Annotated in this window: 18 protein-coding genes; 6 read left to right on the top strand and 12 right to left on the bottom strand. The window is 39.0% G+C overall.

Annotated features, from left to right (window positions below):
* Positions 1 to 43 precede the first annotated feature (43 nt).
* Positions 44 to 1,651, bottom strand: a complete 1,608-nt coding sequence (locus tag GQR52_RS07720; RefSeq protein WP_165728047.1) for an NAD(P)/FAD-dependent oxidoreductase — start codon at positions 1,649 to 1,651, stop codon at positions 44 to 46.
* Between the two features lie 194 nt (positions 1,652 to 1,845).
* Between GQR52_RS07720 and fdxA the strand changes: the two genes are divergently transcribed.
* The 4 genes from fdxA (at position 1,846) to GQR52_RS07700 (ending at position 7,123) form a co-directional block, all read left to right on the top strand.
* Positions 1,846 to 2,169, top strand: coding sequence for a ferredoxin FdxA (gene fdxA / locus GQR52_RS07715; protein WP_002958626.1), 324 nt, complete (start codon positions 1,846 to 1,848; stop codon positions 2,167 to 2,169).
* 136 nt (positions 2,170 to 2,305) lie between these two features.
* Entirely contained in the window at positions 2,306 to 4,549 is a 2,244-nt protein-coding gene (locus tag GQR52_RS07710) for a carbohydrate binding family 9 domain-containing protein (RefSeq protein WP_165728046.1), read from the top strand.
* The gene (locus GQR52_RS07705) at positions 4,537 to 5,001 is read left to right on the top strand and encodes an Sbal_3080 family lipoprotein (protein WP_165728045.1); all 465 of its coding nucleotides are present in this window, start codon (positions 4,537 to 4,539) and stop codon (positions 4,999 to 5,001) included. The genes GQR52_RS07710 and GQR52_RS07705 overlap by 13 nt, the downstream gene beginning before the upstream one ends.
* A 211-nt stretch (positions 5,002 to 5,212) precedes the next feature.
* Positions 5,213 to 7,123 carry a bifunctional diguanylate cyclase/phosphodiesterase gene (locus GQR52_RS07700; RefSeq protein WP_165728044.1) on the top strand — a complete coding sequence of 637 codons (1,911 nt, stop codon included), beginning with the start codon at positions 5,213 to 5,215 and terminating at the stop codon, positions 7,121 to 7,123.
* A 95-nt stretch (positions 7,124 to 7,218) separates the two neighbouring features.
* Here the strand turns inward: GQR52_RS07700 and GQR52_RS07695 are convergent, their stop codons facing one another.
* From GQR52_RS07695 to GQR52_RS07665, 7 genes are all read right to left on the bottom strand, one after another.
* Positions 7,219 to 7,920, bottom strand: a complete 702-nt coding sequence (locus tag GQR52_RS07695) for a TorF family putative porin (RefSeq protein WP_165728043.1) — start codon at positions 7,918 to 7,920, stop codon at positions 7,219 to 7,221.
* Between the two features lie 9 nt (positions 7,921 to 7,929).
* Entirely contained in the window at positions 7,930 to 9,147 is a 1,218-nt protein-coding gene (locus GQR52_RS07690; RefSeq protein ID WP_165728042.1) for a BCCT family transporter, read from the bottom strand.
* 158 nt (positions 9,148 to 9,305) lie between these two features.
* Complete coding sequence (gene betA / locus GQR52_RS07685) at positions 9,306 to 10,973, bottom strand: choline dehydrogenase (protein ID WP_165728041.1); 1,668 nt, start codon at positions 10,971 to 10,973, stop codon at positions 9,306 to 9,308.
* Between the two features lie 11 nt (positions 10,974 to 10,984).
* A complete protein-coding gene (gene betB, locus GQR52_RS07680; protein ID WP_165728040.1) occupies positions 10,985 to 12,448 on the bottom strand; it encodes a betaine-aldehyde dehydrogenase in 1,464 nt (487 codons plus the stop codon).
* A gap of 1 nt (position 12,449) precedes the next feature.
* Positions 12,450 to 13,025: a transcriptional regulator BetI gene (gene betI / locus GQR52_RS07675; protein ID WP_010553010.1), complete on the bottom strand. Its 576-nt coding sequence runs from the start codon at positions 13,023 to 13,025 to the stop codon at positions 12,450 to 12,452.
* Between the two features lie 409 nt (positions 13,026 to 13,434).
* A complete protein-coding gene (locus GQR52_RS07670) occupies positions 13,435 to 13,740 on the bottom strand; it encodes a hypothetical protein (RefSeq protein WP_165728039.1) in 306 nt (101 codons plus the stop codon).
* Positions 13,740 to 13,997 (bottom strand): DUF3081 domain-containing protein, encoded by a 258-nt coding sequence (locus GQR52_RS07665; RefSeq protein ID WP_101216982.1) that lies wholly within the window; start codon positions 13,995 to 13,997, stop codon positions 13,740 to 13,742. Before GQR52_RS07665 ends, GQR52_RS07670 begins: the two co-directional genes overlap by 1 nt.
* A gap of 146 nt (positions 13,998 to 14,143) precedes the next feature.
* Here GQR52_RS07665 and GQR52_RS07660 point away from each other — a divergent pair, with 146 nt between their 5' ends.
* On the top strand, positions 14,144 to 15,424 hold the full coding sequence (locus tag GQR52_RS07660; RefSeq protein ID WP_101216981.1) for a flavohemoglobin expression-modulating QEGLA motif protein: 1,281 nt from the start codon (positions 14,144 to 14,146) through the stop codon (positions 15,422 to 15,424).
* Positions 15,425 to 15,495: 71 nt separating this feature from the next.
* Here the strand turns inward: GQR52_RS07660 and GQR52_RS07655 are convergent, their stop codons facing one another.
* From GQR52_RS07655 to GQR52_RS07640, 4 genes are read right to left on the bottom strand one after another with little or no spacing between them, the layout of a single operon-like run.
* Positions 15,496 to 16,299 (bottom strand): DUF1338 domain-containing protein, encoded by an 804-nt coding sequence (locus GQR52_RS07655; protein WP_007580767.1) that lies wholly within the window; start codon positions 16,297 to 16,299, stop codon positions 15,496 to 15,498.
* Between the two features lie 36 nt (positions 16,300 to 16,335).
* Positions 16,336 to 17,802, bottom strand: coding sequence for a succinylglutamate-semialdehyde dehydrogenase (astD, locus tag GQR52_RS07650; protein ID WP_165728038.1), 1,467 nt, complete (start codon positions 17,800 to 17,802; stop codon positions 16,336 to 16,338).
* A gap of 7 nt (positions 17,803 to 17,809) precedes the next feature.
* Positions 17,810 to 18,844: an arginine N-succinyltransferase gene (astA, locus tag GQR52_RS07645; protein ID WP_165728037.1), complete on the bottom strand. Its 1,035-nt coding sequence runs from the start codon at positions 18,842 to 18,844 to the stop codon at positions 17,810 to 17,812.
* 50 nt (positions 18,845 to 18,894) lie between these two features.
* Positions 18,895 to 20,100 (bottom strand): aspartate aminotransferase family protein, encoded by a 1,206-nt coding sequence (locus GQR52_RS07640; protein ID WP_007580760.1) that lies wholly within the window; start codon positions 20,098 to 20,100, stop codon positions 18,895 to 18,897.
* Between the two features lie 194 nt (positions 20,101 to 20,294).
* On the opposite strand from GQR52_RS07640, the gene GQR52_RS07635 reads away from it, so the two are divergent.
* Complete coding sequence (locus tag GQR52_RS07635) at positions 20,295 to 20,723, top strand: Lrp/AsnC family transcriptional regulator (RefSeq protein ID WP_002958609.1); 429 nt, start codon at positions 20,295 to 20,297, stop codon at positions 20,721 to 20,723.
* Positions 20,724 to 20,891 lie beyond the last annotated feature (168 nt).

The following is a 20,891-nucleotide window of genomic DNA, read 5'->3' as shown; positions in this document are numbered from 1 at the left end:
CTCACAAAGTGAGGCTTTTCGATAAACGGCTTAAAAAAGAGGTTTAAGCGTTTTCTAACATAGACAGTGCGACCGCTTCAGCCGCTTTAATACCATCAATACCCGCTGATAAAATACCGCCCGCGTAGCCTGCGCCTTCACCTGCAGGGTAAAGCCCTTTGGTGTTAATACTTTGGAATGTTTTATCACGCTTAATACTAATAGGCGACGAAGTACGTGTTTCAACGCCGGTTAGTAAACCGTCGTTAGTTGAAAAGCCACGAATTTGTTTATTAAACGCTGGTATCGCTTCGCGAAGGGCATCAATAGCAAATTGTGGTAGCACTTTACTCAAGTCAGTTAACTTAATACCGGGTGTGTAAGAGGGTTGTACTTCACCTAAGTTTTCTGATGATTTACCTTTCAAAAAGTCGCCAATTAACTGGGCTGGTGCATCGTAGTTGCTACCACCAAGCTCATACGCTTGCTCTTCAAGTTTACGTTGTAAGTCTATTCCAGCAAGTGGATTACCTGGGAAATCTTGCTCCGGTGATATGCCTACCACAATAGCGCTGTTAGCGTTGCGCTCACTTCGTGAATATTGGCTCATACCGTTGGTAACAACGCGGCCCTTTTCAGAGGTTGCAGCGACTACTGTGCCACCTGGGCACATACAAAAGCTGTAAACTGTGCGGCCATTGTCGCAATGATGAACAAGTTTATAATCGGCAGAGCCTAAAATTGGGTTTCCTGCATTTGCACCAAAACGACATTCATCGATCATTGATTGTTTATGTTCGATTCTAAAACCGACTGAGAATGGCTTTGCTTCAACATAAATCCCTTTTTTGTGGATCATATCAAACGTGTCACGTGCGCTGTGACCAACGGCTAATACAACATGGCGAGTGTTTAGTTGCTCGCCATTTGAAAGCGTTAAACCTGTTACTTGCCCGTCGTCTAAATGAATATCGTCAACACGTGTGCTAAAGCGAATTTCGCCGCCTAGTTCTATTATACGAGCGCGCATTTTTTCAATCATGGTGACAAGTTTAAACGTACCAATGTGTGGCTTACTTACGTATAAAATTTCATCGGGTGCGCCTGCTTCTACAAATTCAGTAATGACTTTACGACCGTAATGTTTTGGATCCTTTACTTGGCTGTATAACTTACCGTCTGAGAATGTACCTGCGCCACCTTCACCAAATTGTACATTTGATTCGGTATTAAGTGTGCGTTTACGCCAAAAGCCAAACGTGTCTTTTGTACGTTCACGTACCTCTTTACCGCGCTCTAATATAATGGGATTAAAGCCCATTTGAGCAAGTAATAAGCCTGCAAATAAACCACAAGGGCCAAAACCAATCACAACAGGGCGCTCTGTTATATTTTCGCTGGCGTGGGCTACAAATTTATAGTTTGTGTCTGGCGCTACTTTTACATGTTGGTCTTTTTCAAATGCCGCGAGTAGCTCGGCTTCGTTATCAACTTCTATATCGAGTGTATAAATCAGTAAAATAGCTGATTTTTTACGTGCATCATAACCACGCTTAAACACATTAAAACTGTGCAATTGTTCTGGTTGGATTTTTAGTTTATTTACAATTGCTTGACCAATTGCATCTTCGTCATGATCAAGTGGCAGCTTTATTTCGGTTAAACGTATCATTTATATCTCTTTTAGGTGTCATAGCGGGGTATTATTACCGCTCACAATAAGGGGATGCAGGGCACAACGGGTGTGCAAACATAAGGCGCGTATTTTACGTTAAAATAGGGTGATATGGCACTTATTTATTGTATTTTTGGAGTGGATGGGTATGATCCACAACTGTTGTTTAAAATCTTAGGTATTAAAATAGTATGGCGTTTGTAGTCACCGAAAATTGTATAAAATGTAAGTACACCGATTGCGTATCAGTGTGCCCGGCAGATGCATTTTTTGAAGGCCCTAATTTTTTAGCAATTAGCCCGATTGATTGTATCGATTGTGGTTTATGTGTCCCTGAGTGTTCAGCTGATGCTATATATCAAGAAGATGAATTACCAGAATCTCAAAAAGAGTTTACTGAATTGAATGCTGAACTTGCACTGGTCTGGCCGCGCATTACAGAGGTTAAACCTGCACCAGAGGACGCTGATGTATGGAATGGTATAGACGATAAACTTAAACTACTCGAAACATAATACGTAACAATTAGTTACTCCTTTATCATTAAATAGTTAATTTTTTATTTCAAAGTATTAACAAATGTACCTGGATAAATTACAATCCCCAGCTTAAGTTACTCCCTATGAGTAATTACAGTCTAAATGGATGTTTATGCAGTACTTTATAATTATAATAAAAAAGTTTACCTTCCTATTTTTAAGTTGCGTTTTATTACTCTCAAGCCTTGATGTAGCGGCTGGTAAACAGCAAGTATCCTTATCTCGTATTGATTCAAATATCACTATTGATGGTGTTATGGATGAAGCGCACTGGCAAAATGCGACACGTATACCTCTACTCTACCAAGATGAGCCTAACGAAAAAGGCACACCTCCTGTAAAAACTGATGCCTTTATTTACGAAGATGGCACAAACTTATATGTTGCCTTCATTGCAGAGGATCCAAACCCTGAACAAATTCGTGCATCACTTCGTGATCGCGATACGCTATGGGAAGACGACGTAGTCATTCTTGTTATTGATACATTTAATGATGAACGCAGTGGTTATGAATTTCATGTAAATCCCCTTGGTGCACAAGGCGATATACGAATGACCGACACCGATGGATGGAGTTCTGATACCTCATGGAATGCTATTTGGGATAGCGCAGGACAAATTAACGACAAAGGTTACATTGTTGAAATGCGTATTCCTTTTAAAGCACTGCGTTTTCCTGAAAATAAAAATGAGCTAACGTGGGGTTTTTCTGTAATGAGAAACTACCAACGAGATGTGCTATATCAGCTATCAAATATGGGGTTTGATAGAAATGTGAAATGCAGCCTTTGCCAGTTTGATAAGTTAGTGGGTTTTAGTGACATTGAATCGAGTAAAAATATCCAATTAACACCTACATTAACCACACTTCGTAACGATAATAAATCTGCGTTGCCAGGCGATTGGGATAAGGGTGATATAGATACTGAAGTGGGCTTAGATTTACGCTGGGGTTTAACAAAAGATGCTGTTTTAAACGCGACAATTAATCCTGATTTTTCGCAAGTAGAAACTGACTCTTTAGAGCTTGATGTAAATACAACCTTTTCAATTTATTACGCTGAAAAACGTCCTTTCTTTTTAGATGGTGCTTCTTACTTTAAAAGTAGCTTATTTGAGCTTTTATACACACGTACAATTGCAGAGCCTACTTTAGGTGCAAAATTAACGGGTAAAACGGGTGATCATAGTTATGCGTTAATGCTCGCTGATGACGACAATAGTAATATTTTACTGCCAACGAATCAGGGCTCTGGCTTTGCAAGCTTAAACGAAAAAACGAATGCAGCCGCAGGGCGTTATCAATATGACTTAGGTCAGCAAGGTACTATTGGTATTTCAAGCACGCACAGAGAAAGTGATGACTATCACAACACTGTATTATCAGTGGATGGAAGCTACTGGTTTAATCAATCGGATACTCTTTTGTATCAAGTATCATCTGCTGATACACGTAACTCTGAATTTTTAATTCAAAATTATAACTTATCTGAAACTCAGTCAGATGAAGCATATGCCCTGGAACTTACCCGCGATAAACGTGATTACAAATTATTTGCATCTTATGAAAATATTGGGCAGGACTACCGCACCGATTTAGGTTATCAAGCTAAAGTTGATTATGAAAAAGTAGGCTTTGGTGGCGGACAAACATGGTACAGAGATGAATCTGATTTACTTACCTCATGGTCATACGAAGCTGACTGGGATAAAACGTGGGCGCAAAACGGCGACTTACTTGAAGAAGAATACGAAAGCTTTTTAAGCTTTAAAGGCCAAAAACAATCTATTTTTGAAATTGGTTTAGTGCACCGTTATGAAAACTATAACGACAATTTTTATAATCAAAATATTGGTTTTATTTATACGGGCTTTAAACCCACTAAAGATTTAAAGCTTTCGTTATATATTGAATACGCTAGCCGCATTGATTATGCAAATGAGCAATTAGGCGATGCGTTTGACACTCAAACCCAAGTGGTTTGGGACATTAACGACCATTGGCAGCTCGATGTAAAACATAACTACAGTCAATTAGATAACCCGCAAGGGGATCGCGTATTTACTGCTAACTTGGTCGACTTTAGACTTCATTATAAATTTAGCATGCGTTCAATTCTTAAATTAATTTTACAATTTGAAGACATTGATAGAGACGAAAACGCCTACTTTTACCAAGTTAGTCAAATCAATAAAGACTATGGCAGCCAGCTTGTTTACTCATATAAAATTAATGCGCAAACACTGTTTTATTTGGGTTACTCAGATAGAGGTTACCAAGACGATTCTCTTAAAAATATTGAGCGAGATCAGCGTACATTTTTTACAAAAGTTAGCTATGCATGGCAGCTGTAATCGCTAAAAATTACAGTGCAGCAGAAATGCTCGTTATATTAGCCGGTTGTGCAGCAAAGCAGGATATTACTCGCTTTGAAACAAATAAACCTAAAACAGTATGTATTGCTGAGCATAAAGCTGTTAAAGAAGGTGTTATAGATGCGATGAAAAAAGGTTTTGCAAAGCATGATGTTGAAACTCGGGTAATTCCAGCCAATTATGTATTGAAACACCAAGACTACCAGACCGAATTACCAGGTGCGGATACGACAGGATGTAATGCAGTGGCTTACTACGTAGCAAATTGGCGTTGGGATATAGCGCTCTATATGGCATACGCAAATATTTGGATTAAAGACGTTGAAACGAATGAAAAAATAGCACAAGCATCTTATCGCACCGGTGGTGGATTGGATAAGTTTATAGACGCTGAAGAAAAAATTATAGAGCTTATTGACGGTATGTATTAAATTTTAAACAATTAGAACCTTTTTGTTTATTTTTGTTAATCCCACCTATACTATATATCAAATATAATTAGTTAATCCGTTATTGTTACAATTTTTTGTTATTCTAATGGCTTAGGATTATATCAATGCTTGCGTAGTACTAAATGCAAGCGATATAATCCGTTTTTGGTAATAGGTTTGATAGGAGAAGCAAAGTAGATGGATTTTTTTTATGAGTAAACTTAAGCCGCTCGGTTTTATTTTCCTAATCATAATTCTATTTTGTTTTTGCATAAACATAGAGTTAACGAATCAGATTAATCGTATAAATTTATTTAGTACCAGTATTGATATACGAAATTTCGAAATAACGAATACCACTCTTGATATGGCTCCTTGGTATAATCCGATCTTAAATGGCCACTATATAATTGAGCAGCCCACTGCCGACTTTTTGCTTATTAAAACCACTGACACCCAGTTTGTAGCTGCTGATTCAAGTAAGTTAATTATAATGACACTTGCATCACCTATTAATTTTTTACTTTTATGTATCTTAATATTTGGTTCTGGCCTGTACTTACGCAGAGAGCGTAGAAAGCGTCATTATAAAAATCAAATAGCGGAGCTTAATCTTCAAGCCAATAGCTTACTCACTGCATTTAATTTGCAAGTAAAACCGGCAGAGAACCCTTTGGGTGTAAGCAGCTTAAGCCAATCAATAAATAGTTTAAATACGCATGTGGCTAATTATGTAAAACAAACTCAAACCAGTATATGCCAAGATAAACTGACGTTATTAATTGACCGTCATGCATATATTGAACATATCGACAGACAAATTAATCATGCTAATCAAGAAGATCTCAAGTGTGCGCTCCTGTTTATAGACCTTGATGGTTTTAAACAAGTAAACGACTCGTTTGGTCACAGTTTTGGTGATGAAATATTAGTTCAAGTTGCTAGTAGACTCGCAAACGTTTTACGCCATCATAAATTAAGTAATATAAATGGTGCTAACCAGTTAGAGCAAAATTTATCCCGTTTAGGAGGCGATGAATTCTCCATTTTTATAGAACTGCTTGATGATAGCGATAGAGTTGTTGAAATTGCAAAGCACGTGCTAAGTGAGCTTGAAAAAGACTTCGTATTAGGTAATAAAATAGTAAAAATTAGTGCCAGTATTGGTATAGCTGCTTATCCAGAAAGTGCGTCAACGCCGCAAGCTCTTTTGCAATTAGCAGACGTGGCTATGTATAGAGCTAAAAGCGATGGTAAGGGAATATTTAAAGTTTACTCGCCAGAAATGGGTAATAAAATGCGCCGTTACCATTACTTACTTGAAGAGCTTCGTTTGGCGGTCGCTTGTAAAGATTTTTACTTATCTTTTCAACCGATTGTGCATGTTGAAGATTGCATGATTGATTACTTCGAAGCGCTTGCCCGATGGGATCACCCTGTAGAGGGTATGATCCCACCTTCAGAATTTATTCCAATAGCTGAAGAGTCTAATTTAATATTAGAACTTGGCGATTGGATTATGCTTGAATCGTGTCGACAAATGGCTGCTTGGCATAATGCAGGTATGCGAAAAGTCAAAATATCAGTAAATGTTTCAGGCATTCAATTAAAGCATCGTGATATTTATGATTGGATAATGAAGAAGCTTAAAAAAACCGGTTTACCGGCTACGTCTTTAATGCTTGAAATTACAGAATCAACGTTTATTAAAGCCAGTCCTAAAATAATTAAAGAGCTAAGCAGGCTAAGAGAAGAGGGCATCACCATTGCTATTGATGACTTTGGTACAGGTTTTAGCTCCCTAAGCACATTAGCTGATTTACCAATAGATGTTATTAAAATTGATCGCTCGTTTATAGCCCAAGCCAATAAAAGCCAAAAATATAACGATATATTAAATACAATTAGTGATCTTGGGAAAAAGCTAGGTCTTAAAATTGTAGCTGAAGGCGTTGAAGAAATAGGGCAGTTTGAACTTGTTAAAAAAATGGGTGTGAGTTCTGTTCAGGGTTATTTAGTAAGCCGACCTGAGTCATCAGCTAATGTAGGTAATAAAGTATTACGCAATAACACCAGTAACCTTTCAGCATCGGGTACAAGTGCTTGGGATATTGTTAGTTAGTTAGTTAGTTAGTTAGTTAGTTAGTTAGTTAGTTTACAAATAAAAATGCCACTCTAAGTAGAGTGGCATTTTTTGTTTAATCAGTAATTATTGTATTAAAGATCAAATGTGCGTGAAACAGCAAGTACGATACGCTCATCAGCATAATCGTAATCTAAGCTTGTGTTTTCAGCGGCCACTTCAATACCAAACCCTTCATAACTAGTTTGATATGCTAAACGGTAATGGTTGTATGATTTTTTCTCGTTTACGTCCCACGCCCATTTTTGTCCATCAAGCGAGTTTGAAATATCAAAGCTTGCACGTAGTGCATGATTTGGAGCCAGCTCATAGGTGTGTGCAATCATTGAGATTACATGGCCTCCACCTTGACCAAAGTAATCCCAGCTGTACCAAAAATTAAGCTCAGTTTGGCCGTACTCACTTGCGAAACCAAATTTAGTGTAAGCCTCAGCGTAGTTGCCATCGCTGTTATTACCTTGATAAGTGTAATACGCAATACCGTAGTCAACGCTAAATTGCTCATCAAGTTGTACATACTTACCTACATAGGCATCAAGCTCAAAATCAGTGTCGTCACCAAAATCTACATTTGAAGCCCATACACCTGCGTAAACACCACTATCAAAGGCGTAGTCCAAGCTACCTTGAATTGCAGGGTCGCTATCAGTTTGGCTCACACCATTAAAAGTGTAGTCAGACGCTGCCGTGATTGTTGTTGACCAATCAGCTGCTGCAGTCGTTGATAAAAGTGCAAATGGTAGTGCTACTACAAGTTGTTTTAGTTTGTTATTCATTATTAATCCCTAGTGTACTGTGTCTATTTTTGTGTAATCAATTGCGTTTGCTTTTGGTGAGCTATCTATATTCGTTACTGTTTTAAATTTACTGTAACAAATGAAGCCAGCACAGATAAAGAACAAGCCAATAACTAATGCGCCTACCCATTGAATTTGTAAAAATTCTAATTTAAACAATAGTGTAAGTAGTGATAGGGCAACAACATTTCCGATTATGTATTTCATTTTGCCAAAACGCTTTACGGTAAAGTTTAGGTTATCTGTATATAAACGCACTAACGAATCGAGAGAGTTAATTACAAATATGATACCTACAAATACCATGGCAAAGTTTTTAATACCTTGAGTAGGGATGCCCGCCTCATGGTAGTGATAAAGTACGCTAAACCAAATCGCAATCGGAATAGAAGGGAAAATCAACATCGCACCCAATACTTGGTATGTTTTAAGTCCACCAACAAAGCGTGATGTAAATTGACCAATCATTATGCTCCACGCAAACCACCAGAATAAGTAAAACTCATGGTAATCATTAAGCGGTAAAACAAATTCATTAATGTTGGCAAAGTAAGTACCAATAGAGCCTAAGTTATTCGTAAATGCTGACATTTGACTATCACCAATTACAAATGCGCCAGCCCACATAAAGGCGATTAAAGCTAAAAATAACCACGTAGTAGAAATACTTAAAATACGCACATATTTAATATCAGTACTTGAGTAAACCGCAAAACAGATAGCCGCAAACACAATTAAATAAAACTCAGAAACTATGCTTGTTCCATCACCTAATTCGGGTAAATACCACGGTAGGTTTGTAAGCAGTAAATAAGCGGTAAATGCACATGTACCAATAATTACAACATTATTGATAAATTTAACCCAAGGAATTTCGAAAAATTTCACTTTAGGTTCTATTACACAGAAATAAAAGCACGTAAGAAAGTAAAATCCCCAGATCAAAAATCCCCAATAGCCAAACTCAATAGCTAGTGGATTTGCAAACGCGTATTCTGGGCTTGCTTTTATGTCTGCATAACCTGCAAACTCAGTTAAAGGAAACATGATAAGGCCAACATCTAGGCCAGAAGTAAATAGTATTGCTATAAACGTAAAGGTTCGAACTGGTGTTACACCTACTACGCGAACATTACCCCATTTAATTAAAATAGTGATAATGGCAAGTAAGGTAAAAATGATCCCTGCATTAAGCCAAATAGTCATTGTTACCCTCCAGTAATGAATAAAAATAATTCATAAGCACTCCGTATTTTATTGTTTTATTCTCGCATTAACACAACGTAACCTATTTACATCGTGTGCCACTGCAAGGCACGCATTGGTTTAGCCCGACGAGACTAAACCTAAGCATGTGGCTAAAGTTAGATCTCCGAACTACGTTGTGTGTCTTGCCAGTTTGTTGTTATGGCAACATTCACATCCGATTTCTGTAATGGGTCTTTACCTAAAATTATGTCAGCTGCTTTTTCGGCAACCATAATAGTAGGCGCATTCAAGTTTCCGTTAGGAACAGTTGGGAATATAGATGAGTCAACAACACGTAGTCCTTCAATACCATGTACTTGCGTATTTGAGTTAACAACGGCCATATCATCTTCACCCATTTTGCATGAGCAAGAAGGGTGGTAGGCACTTTCTACGGCTTGGCGTACAAAGGCATCTATTTCTTCATCTGTTTGAATATGTTTACCGGGTTGAATTTCTTCATCGCGGTATTCATCAAAGGCACTTTGCTCGATTATGTCGCGTGTTAAGCGAACGCACGCTCTAAAGCCTTCAATATCGTCTTGGTGTTCAAGGTAATTAAATAAAATGGTTGGTGGTTGCTCAGGATTAGCAGAAGCAATAGTCACACTACCGCGACTTTTTGGTTTGTTATGACCAACATGTACCTGAAAACCATGACCTGAAAATGCACTTCTACCATCGTAACGCATAGCCGCTGGTAAAAAGTGATACTGAATATCTGGCCATTCAACACCTGGTTTTGAGCGAATAAACGCACACGATTCAAAATGATTCGTTGCCCCTAAGCCCGAACGCGTTAATAACCAGCGCGCACCAATCAACCCTTTTGAAACAATGCCTAGCTTGCCGTTAAGCGTGATAGGTTGCTTACACTTGTATTGAAAGTAAAACTCAAGATGATCTTGTAAGTTTTGACCAACACCTGGTAGATGATGCTGTACTTCAACGCCTGCTTTTTCAAGCGCTTGAGTATCACCAATACCAGAGAGTTGTAAAATATGTGGAGAGCCAATTGGCCCTGCACTTAGTACAACGTCTTTTGCAGCATGTGCAGTTTTAACGTCGCCATTTACTTTGTATTCAATGCCAGTGGCTTTTTTGCCATCTAAAATCACGCGTTGTGCTAGTGCACCGGTAATAATTGTTAAATTACTACGCGATTTAACAGGGTCTAAATACTCACGAGAAGCAGAGCTGCGCACGCCGTCTTTTACGGTCATGTGCATTGGGCCAAAACCTTCTTGCTGCGACGCATTATAATCATCTGTAGAAGCATAACCGGCTTGTACACCTGCTTTGATAAAGGTACGGTAAAGCGGGTTTTTCATTTCGTTGCCGTTATTAACGCCAAGCGGGCCTTTGCCACCACGGTAAGTATTTTCACCAAGGTAAAAGCTTTCTGCTTTTTGAAAATACGGTAAACACGATTGGTAATCCCAGCCGTTTGCACCGTGTTGCTGCCATTCGTCAAAATCTTTTGCGTGGCCACGTACGTATACCATGCCATTAATAGATGACGAGCCGCCTAATACTTTGCCTCGAGGACAATGCATTTCACGGTTATCTAAATGAGGCTCAGGTTGCGTATGAAACTGCCATGCGTATTTGTCACTATTCATAGGAATAGATAACGCGGTTGGCATTTTTATAAAAATACTTTTATCGCTACCGCCAGTTTCAAGTAGTAACACGCGGTTGCTTGAATCTTCAGATAAACGGTTTGCTAAAACACAACCCGCCGAACCCGCGCCAACAATAATATAGTCGTAATGATTACTCATAGTAGGGCGCCTTAAAATGGGCTTTCTATGTCGGCCATACCAACATAAATAGACTTAGTTTGCGTGTATTGATCAAGAGTTTGTATACCATTTTCACGGCCAATACCCGATTGCTTATAACCGCCAACCGGCATTTCAGCAGGTGAGTTACCGTATGCATTAATCCAACAAATACCGGCTTGTAACTTATGAATCACGCGGTGCGCACGTTTAATATCGCTAGTAAATACGCCTGCAGCTAAGCCTAGGTGAGTCCCGTTAGCGCGTGCAATAACATCGTCTTCGTCGTCAAAAACAAGCACGCTCATTACAGGGCCAAATATTTCTTCTTTAACGATAGTCATATCGTCATTACAATCAATAAACACAGTCGGTGCTACAAAATAGCCATTAGGTGCAGATTTAGGTGAAAGCGTTGTACCACCGGTTAATAGCGTTGCACCTTCTTCGATGCCTTTATTAACGTAGCTCATTACTAGTTCTTGGTGCTTTTTAGAAATAAGTGCGCCAAAGTTAGTATTTAAATCTTGTGGGTCGCCAGCAATAATGTTTTTCTCAGTGCGCGCTTTAAGCTCATCAATAAACTGCTGATATACATTTCTATGAACGTAAATACGTGTACAGTTAGTACAAATTTCGCCTTGCGTATAAAAGTTACCTAACATAGCAGCGCTAACCGCTTGCTCAATGTTGGCATCATCAAATACTAATAGTGGAGATTTACCACCAAGTTCCATCGTGACATCTTTTAAAGTACCGGCAGCACTTGCTACTACTTTTTTACCTGTGCCTACTTCACCCGTAAATGATACTTTATCAATATCGCTATGCTGCGTTAGCCACTGGCCTACATCGCCCGCGCCTTGAACAACATTAAACACACCTGCAGGTACGCCAGCTTCAACAAAGACTTCTGCAAGTTTAAGTGCGCCAAGTGGTGTTTCTTCAGATGGTTTGAATATAAATGCATTACCAGCTGCAAGGGCAGGGCCCGACTTCCAACACGCAATTTGTAGTGGGTAGTTCCATGCACCAATACCCGCACAAATACCTAATGGCTCTTTACGTGTGTAGTAAAAGTCATCACCAACCATTTGTTGTTGGCCTACTTGTGCTGGCGCAAGGCCTGCAAAGTATTCAATTACATCAGCGCCGGTTTCAATATCAACACAATTTGCTTCTTGCATTGGTTTACCGGTGTCAAGTACTTCTACAAGTGCCAGCTCATCGTTGCGCTCGCGTAAAATAGCCACTGCTTTTAATAAAATGCGGCTACGTTCAATGGGTGTCATTGCTGACCACTGAGCAAAACCTTGCTTTGCACTGGCAATGGCTGCGTTTTGAATAAATTCGTCGGCAATTTCTACTGCGTAAATAACCTCGCCCGTTGCTGGGTTTGTTACATCAAATGTTTTGCCGTTCTGGTTTGCAAGAAAATGGCCGTTAATAAAATTTTGATAGACAGGTGTAGTCACGCTAGGCTCCATATTGCTTGATAAGTGAAAGTACATAGCTTTTTGCTAACTTTTCACTGTGTTTAAACTGATTATTGTCTGATTTACTCAGCACTGCTCTTAACCATAGGCCATCGATCATTGCGGCGCTAAGTTCTGCAGCTTGCTTTGCTTGCTCAATAGGCATTAATTGCTTAAAAGAAAATGCTAAATTACTTTGCAAGCGTTTACTGTTTACGTTTTGTAGTCTGTGTAATTCTTCATCATGCATCGATTGCGCCCAAAAACTTAACCACGTTCGGGTTGTATCATTACGCTGTTGTACAAGCGCAAAGTTGGCTTCGATAATAATCATTAAACGTTCAATGGCATTCGTTTGGTTATTTACTTTACTTATTAAGCCTTGTTTTAAGCTTGTTAGTAAGTATCTAACAGTGGCTTCAATTAACCCCTGCTTACCACCAAAATAATGACTAATAATGCCTGACGATAAACCGGCATTTTTACTAATGCTGTTTATAGTTGTGCCTTGTAGTCCATTAGTTGCAACTGACTCTATAGTCGCGTCAATTAGCTGCTGACGTCTGACAGGTTCCATTCCGACTTTAGGCATAATTTTTATTAATTGAACGTTCAATAAACATAAGCTTAAGGTAATAGCTCTAACAATTCAAGGCTGAAGTAAATATCTAGATGCCAAAATGTAGATTAATCATTAATAAAAGCGCAACTAATGCGATAAAGAAGATAAGGTTTTACTTTGTTTTATTTTATTTAAAACAAAGGCTTGTGAATTTTATTTTGAAATTAAATAATAGTAATGATTTGTTTACAGCAATAAATGAATAAAATGATCAATAATCATTAGTGCAGTAATAGTTAGAGTACTAATAGTATTAAATTAATACAAAAGCGGGCTAAACCTGCAATTGCTTAGTGCTCTAATAAATTTATATAGAGAGTAAACTTTGTGGTTTTATCGTTTTAAAGGGCTTGGTTTTGAAAGGTCAGGTATTATTAATAACGCCTTTAAAAAGTAGGGGGTAACGTCTTAGTCTATTGCCAATATAGTCATCAGCTAAAATTTGCTGGCAAATAAAGTCTATATCTTTGCTTGCTTCAAAAACCCAATCAAAGCGCTCTATAGCCAGTAAAAAACCACGCTTTAGATGAGTTTGAGCACGGTACTGTTCTAAATTTTCTTGAATAATTGAGACTTTGCTTGGATCAGCTCTAAGCTCTTCTACTACTTGGTTTATAAAAGTAGTATTGAGCTTACTGGTAGGGCGGTGTCTGCGTTTTCGTGGTTGCATTAGCTCTCGTTTGCAATGTTATATAATTTTTTCAAAAAGTCGTCTTTATGCTTTTCATGTTCGTAGTCAAGGTGGTAAGTATTATGAAAACCAAAGCGCAGTTCAACGCCGCTACCTTGTAAATATATCGTATAGCCATCTACGTCTGAATAAGCTGTAACACCCTGATAATATTTACCTTCATTAGTCATTTCACCTTTTTGGATGATACGTTCATACACAGCCAAAATCTGTTTGTTATCGATTTCGTTTTTCATGTTTTATGCCCTTCCTTTAGTAACTCATACGATACAGATATGAGGGTCGATCATCTTAAAAACAATAGCTAAAAAAGTGTGATATTACTTTGTAATTTCGCTTTTTTAAATTATGCTCAAAACTCATTTATTGTTGAGCTTAGAGCATGATAGACAAGGCGTTACTACTAAAAACTCGTGAGTTATCGGATCAATTAATTGCATTGCAAACTCCAATTAGGATACTCGATGCTATTAATTGGGATAAACAAACTAAAGAGGAGTTTTTTAGACAGAAATGTCAAAAAAACCCACTCATCGATCGTGCATATTATCAACAGCGCGACCTTGGTTTTGTACCTAGCGAGTTACGCCAAGCATTTTCTACTTTGCACCGTAACATTATTAACCAATTGGGGCAGTTAAATCCGATTGCTCAATATATGGGAAAAATGTGCACCGAGTATAAAACGGTATTAAGTATGCTTGAGTATCGTGGAACGCCAGAGTTTCATGACTTATCGGTGGAGTTATTTGGTCACCCTAAAGACTTATTCCATGCTGGTGAGCCCTCACTTTCTGAGCTAGCTAATATGCTAGATAAACCGCTGCAAAATTTACTTATAGCCGACATACTGCCTGACGACCCTAAAAATATTGATGCTGTTGATGCTGTGCGTATTTTGTCTGAGCAAGTAAATGCCAGTATGACAGGGATAAACGTAGAGGTAATGCTTAGCGATGGTATTGTTAGTGATGCAGCCGCAGGTGCTAATAATATAAAGCTTAATCAAGATGTTAAGTTTTCTCAGCGTGAACTTGATATTTTAGAAGTTCACGAAGGGTGGATACACGTAGGTACCACTCAAAATGGTTTAGCACAGCCGTATTTAACATGTTTGAGTAAAGGCACGCCTAGCTCAACTATTACCCAAGAAGGCTTAGCAGTATTAACCGAAATTATTACTTTAAAATCGACACCAAGGCGTTTATCTAAATTAGTTAACCGTATTCAAGCGGTTACAAAGGTAATAGATGGCGCTGAATTTGTAGATATTTACCGTGACTATGTAGCGCAAGGTTTATCAAAAGATGACAGCTACACACTCGCGCAGCGTGTATTTAGAGGCAGTACGCCAACAGGCCTGCCTTTTACAAAAGATATTGCCTACATTAAAGGCTTTGTACTGGTTTATAACTTAATACGCGTGGCGATACAGCTTGGTCGAATCGATAGACTCCCTTTATTACTGGTAGGTAAAATATCGATAGATGATTTTAGATTAATATCGCAGCTTCATGATTTAGGTGTAATTGAGAGCCCGCAATTTGTGCCACCACACTTTAAAGACTTACGCGGTTTGGCAACTTGGTTGAGCTTTGGCCGCTTTATTGGCGATTTATCGTTTGAAAAGTTAGAAAACGATTATAAACCGTTATTTTTATAATTAATCAACATAACTTACCGACATAAAAAAAGCCCATAACGGGCTTTTTAAATAAAGTACTTTAGGTTTTGCTATCGAGCATTGGTGCTTTCAAATATTTTGTCAGCTGAGGCTGCAACAAAACCAGTATAAAGCTCACCGTCGGCTTTAGGGTAACGAATAGCAAACTCATAAAAACAGCTAGGGATGCTCATATCACCGTCACTAAAGGTAACAGAGTATTCATCAGCAAGTGTTGACGATTGCTCTAGTAACACCTCTGGTGAGCCTTTAACTTCACCGCCTGACGTATTAAGCGAAAAGCCGGCGTCTTTTAGGGCTTGGTTAACATCATGAATGTTATCAAACTTAGCAAGCGTATTAATATTTACTGTAAAGTGATTGGCGCGGTAACCCCACGCCGACATCCACGCTGCATACTCGCTTTCAGCTAGCAGCTGCTTATAAGTATCGGTGCTTACTTGCCAATGCGTGCCTGAATACAAAAAGTTATCAGCTGTTACTGCGCTTTCATCAATTTTGTCAACCATGTCGGTTACGATGGCTTGTAACTCAGGCGAGCATTTTTCAACTAATAGCTCAGAAATAAACACTTTTGGCTGATTAGGATCGCTATGCTCGTAGTGCTTTGCATAGAGTTTTTTAGCTTCAAAATGGTACTCACCACATTCTTTGTAACCAATAGCTAAAAAGTGAGCAGCGAGCTTTTCAAGACCCACTTTTTCAATATTAAACGTACGCAGCGCAATATGATCGTTAATAATGTCATCTTTTTGCGTTGACCCTAAAAGGTCATGAATTTTGTCTGCCGATGGTGTTACGTTTAAGTAGTTTTTCCAAAGGCTCTCAAATAATGTGTTTACATCAGTATGCATGTTAAATCCTTAAATCTAAAATTTTGGTTTTATTGCTTATTCAATTACCAAGCCTGGCGCTAGGGTTTGCGGTAAGCTCACTTTGTCTGACTCAACAGATGCCACAGGGTATGCACAATAATCGGCGGCATAATAGGCACTTGCTCTGTGATTACCACTGGCGCCTATGCCGCCAAATGGAGCCGCGCTAGAGGCACCCGTAATAGGGCGGTTCCAGTTAACAATACCTGCACGAATGCGCTTTAAGAAGTGAGTGTAATCATCTTCACTGTCGCTAAGTAAACCTGCAGATAAGCCAAAGCTTGTGTTGTTAGCTTCAATAATTGCGCTGTCAAAGTCGTTGTAACGATACACTTTAATAAGCGGTCCAAAATGCTCTTCATCTGGCATGTCGGTAATGTTTGTTACATCAATAATACCTGGGCTTACAAAACCGGTGCCTGATTTTAATTGCTTAAGTTCAACAAGGATTTGCGCGCCTTTTGACACTAATTCACTTTGCGCAGCGACCATACCCAGTGCTGCTTTTTCGCTTATCATTGCACCCATAAAAGGCTGCTCTGTAGCAAAACTGTCGTCTACAACTATGTTTTTAGTCGCGCTTATTAGCTTTTCTAAAATAGCATCGCCATTGAGCGATTTTTCAATAAATAAGCGGCGTGCACACGTACAGCGCTGACCTGAGGTAATAAAGCCTGATTGAATAATATCGTGCACAGCAGCGCTTACATCACTCACGTCTTTTACAATAAGAGGATTATTACCGCCCATTTCAAGTGCTAAAATTTTGCCAGGGTGCCCTGCAAATTGCTTATGTAGTAAGTGACCTGTGTTTGAGCTACCGGTAAAAAACAATCCATCTATATCTTTATGAGAAGCAAGCGCTTTGCCTGTTTCAATTTCACCTTGGACAAGGTTAATAACACCCGCTGGTAAGCCCGCTTTTAACCAAAGTGAGAGGGTGAATTCTGCAACGTGCGGTGTTAGTTCTGATGGCTTAAATACTACGGTGTTGCCTGCTAAAATTGCAGGAACAATATGCCCGTTTGGTAAATGCCCCGGAAAGTTATACGGGCCAAAAATAGCCACAACGCCATGCGGTTTGTGTCTAATAAACGCTTTAGCACCGGGCATTGGGTTTTCGGTTGTACCGGTACGCTCATGGTACGCTTTTACAGATATAGCTACTTTGCCTGTCATTGCGCCCACTTCGGTACGGGTTTCCCATAATGGCTTACCTGTTTCGCGTGCAATTATGGTCGCAAATTCTTCACTGTGTTCTTTTAATTGAGCTGCGAAGTTTTCAAGAATGGCTATACGCTCTTCAAGCGGCTTATCTGCCCATTGTACCTGTGCTGCTCTGGCTGCTTTTATAGCTGAGTTTACTTGCTGGGCGTTTGCGCCATTACCTTGCCATACCACATCGCCATTACTTGGATTGATTGACTCAAATGCTGGACCAAGGCCCACATGCCACTGGTTATTAATTAGGTGTGTATTCATAAATAATTTACAGGCGGAAAAATCGCGCTGCATCTCCTTGACTTAAATTAAGTGCTTTAGCCACATCTTGGCTAATGACGAGAGTATGTTTTGCATGATTGTAATGTGCGTCTTTGGTAAATGTTGCTCTAAAGCCACTTACGCCTTGATTACATACAGCCAGCGTATCAGAGCTATTTTGTGATATGTGATCAAGCTCACCAATAGTAATAGGGCAAACTTGAGAGTCGCGAATGCTGCGAATATTACCAAGCTTTGCTTCAACCGTTGGGCCTGCGTCAAATAAGTCAACGTAGCCTCTGTGCTCAAAACCTTCTTTTTCTAATAATTTTAGCGCAGGTTTTGTTTTTTCATGCACATGCCCAATAACTGCTTGGGCTTTCTTGCTAAGCAAGTTCACATAAATAGGGTATTTAGGCATTAACTCGCTAATAAATACCTTATCGCCTAAGCCAACTAAGTGATCAGCTTCTGGAAATTCAATACTAAAAAAGTGCTCTTGCAGCCATTGCCAAAAAGGAGAATGGCCGTCTTCGTCGCTAACACCGCGCATTTCTGCGATAACAGTATCGGCAAAACGCTCGCTATGCTGAGCCATAAACAAAAAGCGTGAACGCGATAAAAATCGACCCGTTAAACCTTTACGGCTATTTTCGCGCAAAAATAATGTGCATATTTCAGAGCAACCTGTGTAGTCGTTACACATGCTTAAAATATCAACGGTGTTATATACATTTAAAGTAGGCGAGTGGTGTACTGTTTTACCTAAATGATAATGATATAAAGGCACCGATAAACCTACTGCGGCTTCTATAGCGGTTGTGCCAATAACGTCACCTGTTTCACTGTCCTCTAAAACAAATAAATAGCTTTCATCAAGTGGCTGGTTAATGTTTTTGGCAAAGCTTTTTTCAGCACGTTCAATTTTTTCTTTAAGCTGTGCATCGTCCACAGGTAAAGAGGTGAACCCATAACCGGACTCAATCGCTATTTGTTTAAGCGCGTCAAAATCATTGGCAGTAATAGGACGTAATACTTGCATTTATTGCTTGCTCCAATAGCACGCCAGTAGGCGTGCTAATTTAAACTATATTAACCGTTTACTACATCGCTAACGGCTTTTTCAAAGCGCGCTAAGCCTTCTTTAATATCTTCAAACGGGATAACTAAAGACGGTGTAAAGCGAATTACATTCATGCCCGCTACAAGGTTCATTAAACCATTATTAGCACTGGCTACTAAAAAGTCGCGTGCACGTCCTTCAAATTTGTCATTTAGTACTGCGCCAATTAATAAGCCTTTACCACGTACTTCGCTAAATACGTTGTATTTTTCGTTGATTGCGTTTAATCCGTCACGGAATAATTGCTCCCGCTCTTTAACACCGTTTAGTACGTCAGGTGTATTTACTGTATCAAATGCCGCTTCGGCTACCGCACAAGCAAGTGCGTTTCCGCCATAAGTAGAACCATGAGTACCAATTTTTAAATGCTCAGCAATTGGTGTACGAGTGATCATAGCGCCAATTGGAAAACCACCACCCAATGCTTTTGCCGTTGTTAAAATGTCAGGAACAACCCCTAAACCTTCATAAGCGTATAAATCGCCTGTGCGACCAACACCTGTTTGTACTTCATCAAAAATAAGTAACGCGTTATGTTTAGTACAAAGTTCACGTACTTTTTTAGCAAATTCATCTGTTGGTGAAATAATACCGCCTTCACCTTGTAATGGTTCCATCATAACAGCACATGTTTTATCGCTGATCAGCGCTTCAAATGCCGCTATATCGTTAAAATCACAATGTACTATGTCAGCAGGTTTTGGACCAAAGCCGTCAGAATATGCAGCTTGCCCGCCCACAGTTACTGTAAAGAATGTGCGACCATGAAAACCTTTATTAAATGCAATAATTTGCGTTTTTTCAGCGCCATATACATCCAGTGCATAACGACGCGCTAGCTTAAGGGCTGCTTCGTTTGCTTCTGCGCCTGAGTTTGCAAAGTAAACTTTATCAGCGAATGTTGCTTCAACCATTTTTTGAGCTAAACGAAGTGCTGGCTCATTAGTCATAACATTCGATAAATGCCAAATTTTTTCGCCTTGCTCTTTTAATGCTTTAACTAATGCAGGATGACAGTGACCCAAACAGTTAACGGCAATACCACCAGCAAAATCGATAAACTCGTTATCATTTTGATCCCAAACGCGTGAACCTTCACCACGAACTGGAATGATTGCTGATGGATTATAGTTTGGTACCATTACGTCGTTAAATAAGTCTCTTGTTACTTGCATTTTTACACCTAAATTTAATGGGCTTAGATAAAAGATTAGTTGCTAACTCAAAGAAGAATATAGCCTTTATTCTTCAGCAAACACGTTATTATTTCTTGTAGAGGTCATTATCGAAGGTTAGCTATTAAAATTGCAGTGCTATTTTGTGAAAAATGATTAAAATAAAAGACAAAATAACGAAGAAAATAACCATTATGATAACTCCACAAGATGAAAAGCTACTTTCTGTACTAAAAACAAATGCTAGAGCGAGTATTTCTGACCTTGCTCGTATGCTTGACTTATCTCGTTCAACGGTACAAAGCCGTATGCTCAAACTAGAAGAAACGGGTGTAATTAAAGGCTATAGCGTTGATTATGGTGACGACTACCTCAGTAAAATGGTATCAGCTCATGTGTCTATAAAAGTAAGACAAAAATTAACAACTAAAACAAATATCGAGCTTAAGCAAATTGATGCAATTTCGCAGCTCTATGCCATAAGTGGTGAGTTTGATTTAATTGCTGTAGTACAGGCTCAAAATTTAGAGCAGCTTAGCCATTTACTAGACGATATAGGAAATCTGGATGGAGTAGAGCGCACAACATCTTCTGTTATTTTAGAAACTAAATTTAAGCGCTAGAGTCAGTGAGTTTTTGTTTTAGTCGTTAAGTGAACACTCTGTATACTTTAGGTAAGTAATAGAAAGGCTAGGGTTTGTTGATCTTTCAAGGTTGAATTTCAGTAGCCTGTTTAGTATTCAGGCAAGGCAGAGCCTATGCAGTGTGGTTACTCCCCATAAATGGGCGAT

Source organism: Pseudoalteromonas sp. 31A1 (assembly GCF_011378815.1).
GTDB classification, from domain to species: Bacteria; Pseudomonadota; Gammaproteobacteria; order Enterobacterales; family Alteromonadaceae; genus Pseudoalteromonas; species Pseudoalteromonas arctica.
The sequence above is the reverse complement of the archived record's forward strand: the minus strand, read 5'-3'. Positions and strand labels throughout refer to the sequence as shown.

Bases quoted from the DNA above. Each gene is read 5' to 3' on its own strand.
- GQR52_RS07695 (WP_165728043.1), bottom strand. From the start codon at position 7,920: ATGAATAACAAACTAAAACAACTTGTAGTAGCACTACCATTTGCACTT.
- GQR52_RS07710 (WP_165728046.1), top strand. From the start codon at position 2,306: ATGCAGTACTTTATAATTATAATAAAAAAGTTTACCTTCCTATTTTTA.
- fdxA (WP_002958626.1), top strand. From the start codon at position 1,846: ATGGCGTTTGTAGTCACCGAAAATTGTATAAAATGTAAGTACACCGAT.
- GQR52_RS07670 (WP_165728039.1), bottom strand. From the start codon at position 13,740: ATGCAACCACGAAAACGCAGACACCGCCCTACCAGTAAGCTCAATACT.
- GQR52_RS07665 (WP_101216982.1), bottom strand. From the start codon at position 13,997: ATGAAAAACGAAATCGATAACAAACAGATTTTGGCTGTGTATGAACGT.
- betA (WP_165728041.1), bottom strand. From the start codon at position 10,973: ATGAGTAATCATTACGACTATATTATTGTTGGCGCGGGTTCGGCGGGT.
- GQR52_RS07640 (WP_007580760.1), bottom strand. From the start codon at position 20,100: ATGCAAGTAACAAGAGACTTATTTAACGACGTAATGGTACCAAACTAT.
- astD (WP_165728038.1), bottom strand. From the start codon at position 17,802: ATGAATACACACCTAATTAATAACCAGTGGCATGTGGGCCTTGGTCCA.
- GQR52_RS07635 (WP_002958609.1), top strand. From the start codon at position 20,295: ATGATAACTCCACAAGATGAAAAGCTACTTTCTGTACTAAAAACAAAT.
- GQR52_RS07705 (WP_165728045.1), top strand. From the start codon at position 4,537: ATGGCAGCTGTAATCGCTAAAAATTACAGTGCAGCAGAAATGCTCGTT.
- GQR52_RS07655 (WP_007580767.1), bottom strand. From the start codon at position 16,299: ATGCATACTGATGTAAACACATTATTTGAGAGCCTTTGGAAAAACTAC.
- GQR52_RS07720 (WP_165728047.1), bottom strand. From the start codon at position 1,651: ATGATACGTTTAACCGAAATAAAGCTGCCACTTGATCATGACGAAGAT.
- GQR52_RS07660 (WP_101216981.1), top strand. From the start codon at position 14,144: ATGATAGACAAGGCGTTACTACTAAAAACTCGTGAGTTATCGGATCAA.
- betI (WP_010553010.1), bottom strand. From the start codon at position 13,025: ATGGAACCTGTCAGACGTCAGCAGCTAATTGACGCGACTATAGAGTCA.
- astA (WP_165728037.1), bottom strand. From the start codon at position 18,844: ATGCAAGTATTACGTCCTATTACTGCCAATGATTTTGACGCGCTTAAA.
- GQR52_RS07700 (WP_165728044.1), top strand. From the start codon at position 5,213: ATGAGTAAACTTAAGCCGCTCGGTTTTATTTTCCTAATCATAATTCTA.
- GQR52_RS07690 (WP_165728042.1), bottom strand. From the start codon at position 9,147: ATGACTATTTGGCTTAATGCAGGGATCATTTTTACCTTACTTGCCATT.